The 13896-nt window shown below is 30.8% G+C and carries 14 protein-coding genes; 5 read left to right on the plus strand and 9 right to left on the minus strand.

Annotation, left to right across the window (positions count from 1 at the left end; all coding sequences use genetic code 11):
* Positions 1-211: 211 nt before the first annotated feature.
* From AC6EI0_RS03070 to AC6EI0_RS03080, 3 genes are all read right to left on the minus strand, one after another.
* On the minus strand, positions 212-502 hold the full coding sequence (locus tag AC6EI0_RS03070; RefSeq protein WP_498523007.1) for a hypothetical protein: 291 nt from the start codon (positions 500-502) through the stop codon (positions 212-214).
* 944 nt (positions 503-1446) lie between these two features.
* Positions 1447-1665 (minus strand): hypothetical protein, encoded by a 219-nt coding sequence (locus AC6EI0_RS03075; protein WP_498523008.1) that lies wholly within the window; start codon positions 1663-1665, stop codon positions 1447-1449.
* 147 nt (positions 1666-1812) lie between these two features.
* Positions 1813-2001 carry a PM-15 family protein gene (locus AC6EI0_RS03080; protein ID WP_498523009.1) on the minus strand — a complete coding sequence of 63 codons (189 nt, stop codon included), beginning with the start codon at positions 1999-2001 and terminating at the stop codon, positions 1813-1815.
* 743 nt (positions 2002-2744) lie between these two features.
* Between AC6EI0_RS03080 and AC6EI0_RS03085 the strand changes: the two genes are divergently transcribed.
* The 3 genes from AC6EI0_RS03085 to AC6EI0_RS03095 all read left to right on the plus strand — a co-directional run bounded on the left by AC6EI0_RS03085 (position 2745) and on the right by AC6EI0_RS03095 (position 4744).
* Complete coding sequence (locus AC6EI0_RS03085) at positions 2745-2918, plus strand: hypothetical protein (RefSeq protein WP_498523010.1); 174 nt, start codon at positions 2745-2747, stop codon at positions 2916-2918.
* Between the two features lie 1169 nt (positions 2919-4087).
* Positions 4088-4231 carry a Photosystem I reaction center subunit IX gene (locus tag AC6EI0_RS03090; RefSeq protein ID WP_498523011.1) on the plus strand — a complete coding sequence of 48 codons (144 nt, stop codon included), beginning with the start codon at positions 4088-4090 and terminating at the stop codon, positions 4229-4231.
* A gap of 174 nt (positions 4232-4405) precedes the next feature.
* Positions 4406-4744: a hypothetical protein gene (locus AC6EI0_RS03095; protein ID WP_498523012.1), complete on the plus strand. Its 339-nt coding sequence runs from the start codon at positions 4406-4408 to the stop codon at positions 4742-4744.
* 122 nt (positions 4745-4866) lie between these two features.
* Here the strand turns inward: AC6EI0_RS03095 and AC6EI0_RS03100 are convergent, their stop codons facing one another.
* Both AC6EI0_RS03100 and AC6EI0_RS03105 read right to left on the minus strand, forming a co-directional pair.
* Entirely contained in the window at positions 4867-5274 is a 408-nt protein-coding gene (locus AC6EI0_RS03100) for an ExbD/TolR family protein (RefSeq protein WP_498523013.1), read from the minus strand.
* A 9-nt stretch (positions 5275-5283) separates the two neighbouring features.
* Entirely contained in the window at positions 5284-5901 is a 618-nt protein-coding gene (locus AC6EI0_RS03105; protein WP_498523014.1) for a MotA/TolQ/ExbB proton channel family protein, read from the minus strand.
* 157 nt (positions 5902-6058) lie between these two features.
* On the opposite strand from AC6EI0_RS03105, the gene AC6EI0_RS03110 reads away from it, so the two are divergent.
* Complete coding sequence (locus AC6EI0_RS03110; protein ID WP_498523015.1) at positions 6059-6697, plus strand: energy transducer TonB; 639 nt, start codon at positions 6059-6061, stop codon at positions 6695-6697.
* A 2-nt stretch (positions 6698-6699) separates the two neighbouring features.
* Here AC6EI0_RS03110 and AC6EI0_RS03115 read toward each other — a convergent pair whose 3' ends face one another.
* From AC6EI0_RS03115 to AC6EI0_RS03130, 4 genes are all read right to left on the minus strand, one after another.
* The gene (locus AC6EI0_RS03115) at positions 6700-7581 is read right to left on the minus strand and encodes an ABC transporter substrate-binding protein (protein ID WP_498523016.1); all 882 of its coding nucleotides are present in this window, start codon (positions 7579-7581) and stop codon (positions 6700-6702) included.
* Between the two features lie 50 nt (positions 7582-7631).
* Positions 7632-9872 (minus strand): TonB-dependent receptor domain-containing protein, encoded by a 2241-nt coding sequence (locus AC6EI0_RS03120; RefSeq protein WP_498523017.1) that lies wholly within the window; start codon positions 9870-9872, stop codon positions 7632-7634.
* Between the two features lie 196 nt (positions 9873-10068).
* On the minus strand, positions 10069-10845 hold the full coding sequence (locus AC6EI0_RS03125; RefSeq protein ID WP_498523018.1) for an ABC transporter ATP-binding protein: 777 nt from the start codon (positions 10843-10845) through the stop codon (positions 10069-10071).
* A gap of 5 nt (positions 10846-10850) precedes the next feature.
* On the minus strand, positions 10851-11870 hold the full coding sequence (locus AC6EI0_RS03130; protein WP_498523019.1) for a FecCD family ABC transporter permease: 1020 nt from the start codon (positions 11868-11870) through the stop codon (positions 10851-10853).
* Positions 11871-12436: 566 nt separating this feature from the next.
* Between AC6EI0_RS03130 and AC6EI0_RS03135 the strand changes: the two genes are divergently transcribed.
* Positions 12437-12667: a hypothetical protein gene (locus tag AC6EI0_RS03135; protein ID WP_498523020.1), complete on the plus strand. Its 231-nt coding sequence runs from the start codon at positions 12437-12439 to the stop codon at positions 12665-12667.
* The last annotated feature ends 1229 nt before the right edge of the window (positions 12668-13896 follow it).

The raw sequence follows: 13896 nt of genomic DNA on the forward strand, positions 1-13896 counted from the left end.
CAAATTGAAAGATAATAATAAGCCAATCTTTCGGTCTAAATATTTTCAACATCTTAAAATCGTGATTGTCAATGCAGGAGATGGTAAAAAGTAGCAAGTTAAGATGAACAATCATACTAGCTTCTTAAGTTATAGATTGAGTTATTATTTTCTATTTTTTTAGCAATAATAATCACTAAAAATTTTATTATCAGAGTGCTTAACAATTAGTTCAACCAACCAAACCTGTCTTTTGATAAGTTTCATCCACCGATGTCATTTCATTGTCATCATGACAAGAGCAAGTGTACAAAAGGTTTATTACACGATCTAGATCAATTCCTCTGTCTGCGACATCCTGCCAAAGTCTCTTAGTTAATTCTTCATCACCTCGTTCAAACTGAGCTTGCACTAATTCTCGTACGAGCTGAAATACTGCTCGGCGATCATTTCGGATTCTTGTCTCTTGTGTTCCTAGCTGGACATCCACTGAGCTTGGAAGGATTTCTTTTTTGAGTGCCAATTTATTTTTTCTATTGTTGGTTTGGTATCTATCATTACAGAAACCTGTTTTATGGCAATCAGTAATTATATCGATCTTCCAATTGTTTAAGTTTAGATATCGATCACCAAATTAACTAGAAATTATTGATTTCACTCTATATCTTAGTAGTTACCCACTCCTTTAAAGTGCCAACCAGTGATATCGGAGGGATTTTAAAAGTGTTTTAACTGAGACTCATACTCCCTACACGATTATCAAAAAATTTTTTATCTTTTTGCATCTGCCTGTGATAATTAAAAAGACGCTCTTTCGATGTCTTCATATCATTATTTGTATTTTTAATCATAAGATCAAAAGTCATCGCTATAGTTTCGCCTTAAAGCAAATTCAATTTTAATTAGCTAAAGAAAATAGACAATATCTTCAAATCTATTGTCTTTACATATTATTAAAAGAAGAAAGATATTAAAATAAGTAGATGATGAAATAGAACTCAATTTCAAATTGCAAGCAACTTCCTAGAAATTTAAAAAATCCCTAAAAAAAATTTAGAAAATTCCCCACCAACTCAAAAATAAGTTAGCAAAATAATGTTGTAACATTCCATGATGTAAAGTCATTAACCTTATCTTTAATTCCTTCTCTAGATGAAAATATTTTCCATTCAAATTCTTCAACAATAAGGAAGAAAAAGATAAAGGTCAAAATAAAATTAATCACTATAAATCTTACTGCTTCTAATAAAGTCTTAAGATCAAAAATACTTCTATCGCTGTAGCTGTATGACGTCGCGATGGTCATCCTACAAAAAAAATGATTATTTATACACCAAGAATAAGAACTTCTTACTACAAGTCAAGAGAAAACACGTCAACTTAAAACACTACGATTATTTATTAACAAGCTTGCTTAAAGAATAAAAAAATTCCTTAAGCAATGATTAGAGCTTAAAAAAACGACTTTTAATCTAATGGAAGTACTTTTCTTTCTTTACGTTCTACCAGAGTTGCTTCAGCAGCAGAAATCCAAGCTCTACGAAAAGCATCGCTTCTCTCTTTCGCTCCGAAAAAATCATTAATACCAGAAGATACTACGTAGTCAGTAAGTTTGGTCATCATATTTAAGTTTGCATGAGTCACGATTTCTTCGTAAACAGACAACGAATGTAGTGTAAAGGGCATTCCTGCTTCACAATGTACACTAAATGTAGTGGCCTGAGCTAAAAATACTACTCAGTGTTACATAAAAAATCATGAATTACTAGCAGGTATCAGAAAGTCAAGAGAAATAAAAAACTTTGAGAATCAAAGTCCTTTAAACAAGATTAATTAATCGTAATTGCAACCAATACGACAACCAATTTGAATTAAGCCTCGATCCAATAGTCTACCAAGTTTCAAAGCTGTAGCTTCTTCAACTCGTGAAAAGTGAGGTTGATTTGATGTCACCCAATTCATCTCATCTGAAGTGATAACTCCAGTCGAAATAGATTTAAGAAAAAGCAATCCAAGATTCATAAAAATTGATCCAAAGAACTAAAATTCAAGCCTCAATTTGAATACCGATGCTTGAAAGTTTTTGCGCCAAAGACTGAGACCCATCACCCAGTCAATGAAACACTAGGAAGGACTCAGGAAATTTCAAATCTTTATAACACCATATACAGATTTATTTAACAAAACTTTATCGAAAGGTCCTAGATATGGTGGGTCTCCATCTTTTGAATAATCGCATAAATTCCTTTATCACCTATACCGATAAGACAACATCCCTTGAGTATTTTTTTTAAGACTTTGAATGGAAAATTTAATTGATGGTTTTTGAGATCTTCTCTGGAAAACTCGCTATCTGTAAATAAAAAAGATAAATGAATCTCATTTTTGCATAAATTATGCTGGAACTGATCATTGGATTCCACTTCATTATTATTGCTAGTAACTTCCCACTGGATGCATAAGTTATCTGAGAATAACAGTTCTATTTTGACCTACTGAGTAATCACGATCACACCATTCTCAATAATCAAACACATGACTTCTAATTAAATAAGTGCGTTTGCTTAAGTTTGCGATCAGCACTCAAACCAAATAGGATGACTTGATAAAAGTTTGCTTATTACTTGTGACATAATCTATTCACTCTAAAAAAAGTATTTTTAGCCATACAAATGAGCAGAGATATAAGAATTTTGAAACTATTTATAATATCTAACTGACAACAAATAAAAGGTTGCCTATATCTAAATAAATACTTTTCTGAAATGGCAAAAACATTTCGTGTTGATGCAGGATTTGACAACCCTGATGTAAGCAAGACATTCTTGTGGATTCAATTTGGGGTCTTTACTGGTTTAAATGTTCTTTTTCTAGTTATTTTCCTTCTGTATAAATTAAATCCTACTTTTCACAGCTTAATAACCGGCAGACCTATTTAACTTCTCCTCTTAAAGGTGTGTTAGTGGTCAAAGGATGAGAGACCAAAAACAAAAATTCTAATTCGTAAGATTGGCAGTAAGATTGCTTATGTAGCCATTTATTCAAATAGGAATAGGTATAAGGATTAAAAAATAAATTCGTGCAGAAGATTATACCTAGCGTATCAAATATTACCCTGTCTTTAAGAACGTAATAAAGGCCACATGAAAAGTTCCTTTTCACCCTTATATTGCTAAAAACCTTGCAAGGTTCCATTAAAGCTATGGCAATAAGGAGCACTGAAAAAAAAACATATGCGTCTAGTCCATTTTTGGTCTCCTCGATTTTGTATTCAGGAACGGCGATTCGTGTGCATGTGATTGCCCCCAGTCGTAACAGATAAAGATTTAGTAACTATTAAAAATTCAATACTTTTAGGTGAAATTGACAATAAACGAAAATTCTCTCTTTAATATTTGACTGTTTTTGGCCAGAGGAATGAGGCTTCCGAACAATAGAATACCGTAATCCTAGAAAAGAACTTTGAAATAAACAAAAGTAGAGACATTTGTATGCTTTGCTGGTCAGAGACAATAACAATAATGCACCATTAACATGGATTTAAAACAATGGTTGGCAATTTGTGAGAATGAAGGCTTAAAACCACTTACATCAATGGATAAAGGGGTAATTATGGAGATGCTCGAAGAATTAACTAGAGTCGTAGAGTAGTTAAGATAAAATCATAATAAGTAGCCATGGGAAAACAGGAATTAAAACAATATAGCTATTGTCTCAGTTATACCTACTGGCCTCACGATCAATCTAACAGTGGTGGAAACCTTAGGGGATTACAACAGATTGTGGGTAATAAAGCCCAATCTGATTATACACTTGCTGCTCTGTTACTAATTTTTAACGAAAAACATAGAAAATGCTTTTGCTAAAACCTCACTATTATAAAAAAGATAGATTGATATATAAAAAAATTTATTCAACGGTTAATGCTACCTCCCCTAATCCACGGTAATAGAGGAAAGCATCTAAATTAATAAATAATAACTACTTAATTAAAAATGACAAAAACGATTTGTGAATCTAACGCTTTAAAAGATTTAATTATATTGAATCTAGCTGCTGAAATAATAGCTTCAAATAATTAGGTTTATCAGTAATCATATAAAACTATATGAACTCATTTTTTAAAATATTTCAAACCAAATGGTTTAGATCAGCGCCAGTTGTAGCAACAATATTTATGTCTATAACTGCTACTAACATCATATTGTTTAATTATTTTTTCCCAGATCTATTATTCCACCCAATGTCCTAAAGGTGAATAAATTAATTCAATTTTTTTTGATATCTAAGGTAACTATATTCGTAGTTATTGCTTATTCAGATGTTTTGGCTTAGGCAAAAGTTTCTAGACTAATAAGCGCAAAATAAGTTACAATTGAATAGACAAAATATAAATGTTAGTACAAAGGAGTGAAATGATTTAAGTATGAAGAGTTTATTCTGTTATGCAGTAGGATTTTTATTAATTAATATTGCTCTTTCATCCAATGTTAATGCTTTTGAAGCTGAATTTAGCTTAAATAAATCACAAATAACAATTGCAAACAAATATGCAGATAGATTTTGTAGTGCGAAAGCTGATAACTTTTTTGATGGATTAGATAATGAGAAAACGCTTAAATATTCATACTTTAAATATATAGGATTGCAAAGTGAAGAAATGATTTCAAATGATATTAACAAACTATTAATTAATCAAATAAGAGAAAAGTGTCTTATTACTAAAGATGAAGAAAAAGAAATACATGAGTTTTTTAACAAGTAGTAAAATAATTCTATTAAATATCTAATTTTTTAAGCTAACTTCTATATTAGAAAAAGCATTAGCTTAACAAGCATAACATTTATATAATGAAAAAAGAAATATATAAAATAATTTTAAAAAATTCATTTTTTAGTAGATATGCCAATACGTAAGTTATCTATAGAACGTATCTGATCAAGAACCTCAACGACCCTGCCATATGAAACATCTTTATCTGCGGAAATAACTAAAATATTATTTGAGGTGCCAGAAATAAGCTCGTTAATTGGATCAATTATGTTAGCAGAATTTATAAGTTTATTACCTATAAAAACATTATTTTCATTATCAATAGTTAAGATAAATGGTTCCTTTTCTACTTTATCTGATGTCATTGCCGAAGGTAAATTAACAGGTATGTTATCAATTCTAATTAAATCAAGACTAGCAATAATAAAGAAAGTCAGAATTGCGAATATAACATCAATCATTGGAACAATATTTATTCCCTGATTATCTATATCAGATTCATTTTCCTCAATAAATTTCATATTAATAATTTAAATTAAATTACTTTTGTTAGTTCTAGCAATTTCAAAATTTACTAGAAATTCTTTTATAAGGGGAAGTTCCCTTTGAAACTCAATTTTAAAATAATTCGCAAATATAAGGGAAATTATTGCGACAATCAAACCTGCAGCGGTTGAAATAAGTGCTTCACTAATGCCCCCAGTAACCTCAAGATTATTTGCTCCAGTCTGACCTATGTTAATCAATGAAAAAGATTCTATTAGACCTAAAACCGTTCCCAAGAGACCAAGTAAAGGGGAAATAGTAATTACTGTTGAAAAAATATTAGTGTGTCTTTTCAATGAAGGAATCTCTGATTGCAATGCACTAGACAATGCAAAATGAAAATTCTCATCGGAACTCTTATCGAACTTAAGTGCTTTTAATAAAATAGAAAATAAAGGATATTCTTCGTCATTAGACAATAGATCTGAAAAAGATGAAGGTGAATTTAAATAATGTTTAATTATATTTTCCTTCGTATTATTATTATGCCATCTTATATTGCGCCAGAAAATTATTCTCTCAAAGGCACAATAAAGACTCAATAATGAACAAATTAATAATGGCCACATAACAAATCCACCAGTTTTGAAGAGAAAGAACATATTAATTAATTTATAAACTTTTAAAGTATACATGAATTGTAGAATTATAGTATGAATACAAAATTGATGAGAATATCCTACAAAGGTGCTTAGACATTATATTCTAAAAAATAAATCTAAAATAGCAATAATTTTCTCAATATTATTGCATTCTATATTGTTATTATCAATCAAAACGGATGAGTCTCTGGGAAAGACAAAAAAGCCTATTGAATTTACAGAAATCAAAATAATTTCAGGCCCTGGAGAGTCTATAAAGAAAAACATACTTAGCAAAATAACAAAGAAGCAAACTCAAAAAGAGAAAACACAAAAAAATCAATCTAAAAGAATTAGTAATGAAGTAAAAGTGAACTCAGAAGTCCCAATAAATTCGAATACCAAGAAAAATATTACTAAAAATAAGAATAAACAATATCTCGATAAAAAAGAAACTCTTCAGTCATCTAAACCTCAAGACTCATCGAGAAGGGGCAATAAATCAAAGAATATAAAAAATGAAATTCAAAAAGGAAGTCTTAAAGGAAAAGGCAGAAAAAAAATAATCTGTAAAAAATGTTTAGAACCTATTTACTCTCAGCAATCAATAAGGAGAGGCTTAGAGGGGATTACAACAGTAAAAGTAACAATAGATACAACAGGGATTGTGATCAATGCAATTATCACTAATTCTAGCGGACATAAAGATATAGATAATGCCTCGATAAAAGCAGCAAAAAACTCAACATTTAGACCAATTTCAAAAGTAAGTACAATAAATATAAAATATGAACATAAGATCAAAAATTTTCTTTGAGATTATAATTTAATCAATTTTTGACATGTATTATTAATACTTTCAATACTACCTGGATTGATTAATCCATAATAATCAAATGAATAAACACTATTTTTATTAACAGCTTTAAGTGCAGAAGTATAAGATTTACTAAGGAATAGTGATCTCATATCATTAGAAGTATCTACAACAATAATATTGTCAGGGTTTTCTTCTAACAAAACTTCAGGAGATAAAGTTACATAACCAGCAAATGCGCTTTTTGACTGAATATCTCTTATTACATTATTTATATTGAACTTATCCAATAGAGATCCAGCCCAACTATTTTTATTTGGGGAAAGTAATGGTGAGCTACTAACCAATACTATTGTCCCATCTGATGTGGATTCCTTAGGATCATAACTACAATAAGGTGCCAGAGAATCAAGTGGGGGCGTATCAACTAATAAATATTCACCTATCTCCTCAATTAATAAATCCAAGTCATTCCAATTCCTAACCTCAGAAGTTATGGTTTGAATGCCTAAAGCATTTAACTGAGCTAAAGCTTTACTATGAAAGCCCTTAGCTCCTAAAACTAAATCTGGTTCCAAAGATATTATTTTTTCTATGTTAGGTGGATTCCTACCTTCACTTACAACTATTTTATTATTAAATTGTTCGTTGTTCTTAAGTAAACTACTTCCAGGAATAGCAACTAATGATTCAGAATCAAGTCTATGAACCAAATCAGCTGTAAGAGAAGTTAGTGCAACAACTCTTTTATTATCTGTCTCAAAATTAATAGATTTATCAATATTATTTAAGTATGGTATTTTGATCCTTGAAGAACAACTAGATAACAAAAAAGAAAAGAATAAAAGTATATAAGTAAAGCTGTTAAATTTAATTTTAATCATTTAAATAAAATTAAAAGGAAATAATAAGAAAATTAGGTTTTTATAATTTTTTAAAAAGCAAACTTAAAACCTCCTTTAATAGATCTACCTGGTTGAGAATAACGCTCTATAGCGGTAGTACCTGGCCTAACTGTTCTTGTGTTTAGATAATTGTAGTATCTTTTATCAGCTAAGTTGTAAATACCCAAGTCTAGTTTTAATGAATCATTAACCTTATAATCTCCAATGAGATCAAAAACTGTGTAAGCATCTGGTTTGTAATAAGTATCACTATCTGGAAGTCTAGCCTCACCAACATATGTAGCTATAAGTTCAGCATTAAATCTGTCATTAGCCCCTGCATATTTTAATCCAGTTACTACTTTAAACGGATCAATATTATCTAATGGTTGATTCTTATCATCATCTTCTCCCTTCAAATATGATATCGAATTAATTAAAGAGAATTTCCCATTAACATCTTCTCTCACAACGAAATCGTTATTTAATTCCATTCCCCATATCGTCGCCTTCCCAACATTATCAATTTGACTTACGTTTACATTTGCAACATCATCAACAGTCAACTTTCCTAGTGATGAACTTCCAATGAAATCGTCATATTTTGTCAGGAAAGTAGCAAGTCTAAATTTATTTCTGTCAATTTTTCCTCTTAAACCTATTTCAAAACTATTACTTTTTTCTGGTTCTATATTTGGATTATTTCTTAGTTGATATGGCGCACTAGCAGTCAAGTTAGTTTGTACAGCGTTAAGTTCCTCCCATGTTGGAACTCTCGTACCAGCAGCAAAGTTTCCATAAAACGAAACGTTGGGATTTATATCTACTATTCCTCCAATCTTAGGTGAGAAAGAAGTTACATCCGCCTCACCAAGTAAGCAAGAGTAAGCTCCGCTCCCAGTACAATAATCTGTATGAATTGAATCAGTTTCGACATCTATTTTTGTATTTTCTAACCTAACACCAGCGATAAGGTCGATTTTTCCAATGGTCACCTCATCTTGTAAATAAACACCAACGCGCTTGGTTTCACCATCTGGCACTCTTTTAACGGGTGTACGAGAAACTGATCCAGTTCTTTTGTTTGTTGTATATCGATCTTGAAGATATGAATTATCAGTTACAGAAGCTGCAAATCCATAAGTTAACTTATGTTCATTAATTAATGAACCAAATTGTATATCTGCACCATAAGTTTCATCCTTTAATTGATAATCAGAAATTCTTCTCTGAGGTGTAAAAAAATAACTCCTTTCATCATCCCAAACATCATCAGTCTCTGCATTCTGATAATAACCCTTAGCAATTAATCTATTAAAACCAGTTTGTTTTTCAGGGTTATTGTAATCATATGAAAAGACTATCCTATCTTTAACAACTTCAACGTCTTGCGATTGCTTTGAGTAAGACAAAGGCATAAAAGTATAGCTTGTCAAGGTGTTCTCTGGCTTATCACTATCGGTTTCCCTCCTGACCTTTTCTAAAATCAGACCAAATTTTTTATTTTCTCCAGCTTCCTTTTCTGTATTTATATAGTAAGTCTCACCAAGCTTATCTACGGAGTTTATCCATTTATCCCGGTCTTTAAAATCTTTAGGTTTTGACTCATTAGATTCATAGCGACTATAAATAGCTATGGCTGAAAGACCTGATTTGTCATCTCTAGCCGCTATTTTTATTGCACCATTTTTACCATTACTATTACTGTTGAAGCTTACTGGAACCTCGACTGCAAAATCCTCACCAGGTTCTAGTAAATCACTTGCAAGCAATGATCGGTATGAAATTATTCCTCCTAATGCATCACTACCAAACAACGTAGATCCAGGGCCCTTAACTATTTCCAGAGCTTTAATAGTATTAAAGTCAACATAAGCACCACGATCATAGTTATATGGCAAATTCGCACTACCTCCAAAGGCACCAGGTAAGCGAATACCATCTTGCGTAAACAATATTCTGTTATCAATCATTCCTCTTATATTTACATTTCCCTCTACAGCCGAAGCGGCGCTATAAGGGACATAGCTATCAGTTTCAACCGAGACACCGGCTTCATATCGAAGCAACTCTTTCAATTCATAAAATCCACTGTATTTTTTATCTGAAAAATCTAAAACATCTATTGAGCCAGGAACATCATCAACAAACTCTTCATTTCTTGTTCCAGTTACAGTAATCTGAAGGGAATCGGATTCATATTTATTATTTTCAGAGTTGATATCTGCAGCAACCGGTACTGCAAAAGAAACTGCTGCTGGAATTACCAACAACTTACGAAAAAATTTCACCCTTGCCTCACACAACAAGATATACATGCTTTTTATAAAGCAATAATCGAATTTAAACTTTCAAAAATAGTAGCTATTTATACAAGTTGATCGGTAAAAATACTCATCCTGTCAAAGCTTGGCGTTAAAAGTATTAATTAGGCTATTCATTAGCAACAAAATATACTGGAAAAATATGCGTTAAGGCCCGATCTGATTAGTCAGATTTAATTGTGCAAATTTGAAAACCTACTGGAGTATCTATTTGGCAGGTCTCAACTTGAAATGCGTCTTTCATTAATTGGTTATTAAGCGCTTCCCTTGGTGTATCAACAGCTAATAATTGGCCCTCTTTAAGTACTGCAATCCGATCGCAGTATCTTGCTGCTAAGTTCAGGTCATGAATAACAGTGATAATTGAGATTTCTTGTTCCTGATTAATTTTCTTAAGTAGATCTAAGAATTGGAGTTGATATCGAAGGTCTAAAAAAGTCGTTGGTTCATCCAATAAAAGTGTTTTTGCATCTTGAGCGAGAGCTAAAGCAAGGAAAGCTCTTTGCCTCTGCCCTCCAGATAATATATCAACAGGTTTATCTCTAAAAGCTTTCATATCAGTCAATTCAATGGATCTCTCAACTTTAGAATGATCATTTTCATTAAGGTCTAGTTCCCACCATTTCTTATGGGGAGAACGTCCAAGGCAAACCAGTTCGTAGACAGTTAGAGTTAAATTAGATCTTTGTTGCTGAGGTAATACAGAAATCTTTTTTGCAATTTCTTTTGTAGAAGCATGATGAATATCATGTCCGTCTAAATAAGCAGTGCCTGTATATGCATCAAGTATACGACTAATACCTTTTAAGAAAGTGGATTTGCCTGATCCATTAGCTCCAACAATTCCTAACCATTCAGAATTCTCCAATGAGAGACTTATCGATTTAATTATATTATTTTCTTCATAGCCGGTAGAGAAATCTTTTGTTATGAGAGTCATTACGTCTATCTCAAACTAGATAATGCTTTTTGTCTTTTATACAATAAGACAATAAAAATCGGAGCACCTAACAATGATGTAATGATTCCCACAGGCAATTCAATAGTCCCTGATCTTGCAATTAAATCAGCTGCGCTGAGTGTTAAAGCACCTAACAATGCAGAGAATGGAAGAACGACTCTATAGTCTGTTCCAAATAAAAACCGTACGGCATGGGGGACAATCAGACCTACAAAACCTATCAAGCCGCCAACACTAACTGAACTTGCAGCTAAAAGAGTTGCCGATGCACCAATCAAGCATCTTGAACGAAATAAAGAATTCCCCAACCCTACTGACAATTCATCTCCCAAGCCTAATAAATTTAATTGCCTAGAGAGTAACAAACCCAAAAATAAAGCAAAGGCGATTGGTGGAGCAGCTAACTTAATTTCAGCCCAACCTCTTGAATTAAGACTACCTATCAACCAAGTTAAAGCAGCTTGAACTCTTCCATCTTCAGTTTGTAGAAGTAGCATTGACTGAATAGACCCAAAAAGGCTACTTAGAGCAACCCCTCCAAGAATCAATCTTTCAACTGATATAGAAGTGCCTGATTTTGCTAAAAAATAGACAATCAATGTAGTACAAATAGCTCCAATCCAAGCAGCAATTGGGATCCAAGTGAGCCATAAACCCATGCTAATTAACAAAACAATTACTAAACCTGAACCTGCAGAAATCCCAAGCAAATAAGGACTTGCCAAGCCGTTTCTAAGCATTCCCTGCAAGAGAGCACCCGACATTCCTAAAGCAGATCCAACTAGTAATGAGGCAATTAATCTAGGTAGTCGAAGTTCCCAAAAAATAATCTGGTTAGTAGGGTCACCTTGTCGTAAAAAAGCATTGAATATTTCTTTATTACTAAGCTCAACGGAACCTCTACTTAAGGACAATACTATGACTAAAACAATAAGTGCTACAAGAACTGCGGCGTTGAACCAATTCTTTTCTTTTAATAAATTTAGAAGCTTTTTATAATTCACCTGAAAAAAAATTTTACAACCTTACGATAGGCATTGAGATGTTTATGCAATGTACAAATATTACATATTCAATAAATATAGCTTAAAGGACTGAATGGAAATAAACCTAGGATAACAATTAATAGACAATTATTTTTAAGTATATTGTTGGTCAATAAGAAAATCAAATTAGAACTTTAAAAATAAAAGTATATTTTATACTATTAGAAAATCAGTTCTGATGAATACTTACTTTTGGATTATAGAAAGGATAATCAGTTAGAAATGCCACACAAGTTCTTTTTAGAGTCTCCAATTGCTCATATTTGTGACAATACTCCAAGCATTTAAAATATTTATCTTGTGCTGATTTCATTTTATAAATAAATTTCTACTAAATAAATCATTAACGGAATTAATCATAAGAATATAAATATAGATTCAAATTGATTAATCATAGCGTAAAATATGACAGAAATTAGCCTATTAAATAAAACAATTTACAGATAAATATTATTGATATGACTATTAATCTCAAAAATCAAAAGGTTTATAACATAAAATAAATTAAACAAAAAAAATAATTAATGAATCCGCAAATTTTATTTAATTTTTCTCTAACACTTGTAACTGCAGGTTTGATTTTATTATTTAAAGGTCTATTTATATTAGGGTTTGGTAGTCTAATTATTGCGATCGGAACTGCAATAATTTGGCTTATGTCTGGTTTCTTTGGAAAGTTTGAATATAATCCTATGGATTCTAATCCAGCAGAAGAAAAGGATGAGGAAGGAAAAGGAGTCTTAAAACCGTTCTAAAACTGTTTTATAAATCAGATGTTTAGTGATTAGTAAAATAATGTACAATCAAAGAAATCAATACACCGGTCCAAATACCTTTAAAAAAAATTCTATACTCCCCGGTGTTTATAGAGTTATTATTTGTTTGTGGATTTATTAATTCTTCCATTTCAGTATTTTTTTTTTAAATATACTTGATATCAATATGTTTTTTCGAACAATTTATACTCTAAAAGTTACGGTTTATACAAATCAAACAAAAAGCTAATACTTTATTTCTATATATTTATCTTACGTAGAGTTTATGTGCAAAACCACTCGACATAAATGGGTAAATATATAGCTAGAAATTTATTTAAGGTTGTATTGCTTCAGCCCTATCTATTGTTTTATCATCTAAATCAATATCATAATATAGTAATTTATTGTTTTGGTTAGGCTCAAAATACGCTTAACAAATAAATCAAATTTCGATATCATCCATTTAATGGATTTCTGGCTATATTCTCTTTATACAATTCAAGACAGCAAATGATACATTAGAGTTATTTGTGTGAATTTCTATATTTTAACCTTGAATAAAAATTAGAACAAATCAACTATAAATATATTTTATATAAAAAAAATTAATAAGAATAAATTATTTTTAAATTTATTCTTATTAATTTATATTCAAATACTTTTTATTATTAATAGCTGAAATAGTTTGTTCCTTTATCATTGATAGAAATTTTTTATATTCACAACTAAATTTACTGCATTCTATGCCCTTTAATAGGTTTTTATCAATATCTAAAAATTCAGTCTCGTGTTTTATCCTTGAGAAGATCTTGTATGCTTTCATCAATTCTAAAAATTAAAAAATAATTTTGTCATCATCAAGTAAATATCTATAGAGTGAAATCACCTAATTCAAAATCAAAACATGCTTTATGTATTAAATTTACTCATCAAATGAATCTTTTTTTATGGGTTTATCTGAGTTTTTTTATAATATTTTGATAGGTGGTTATTTAATTGATGTATTTAGCTGAAACTTTGGGATTACAATTTCTTGCTCCGCAGAGTGTATTAGGAATACTCATCTTAGTAACAGGGTTCATTTTCTCAATGATGATGTTCTATGTAGGTTATATCTCAATTCGAGAGATGTATTCAAACAAATCTCTTTCGTCGACAGATAAAAAAATTCAGGAGCAAAAAGAAAAGATAGCTAAACTTTACCCGCAATCATAAAATTAACTTAA

The sequence above is a fragment of the Prochlorococcus sp. G5PB11 genome (assembly GCF_059772425.1).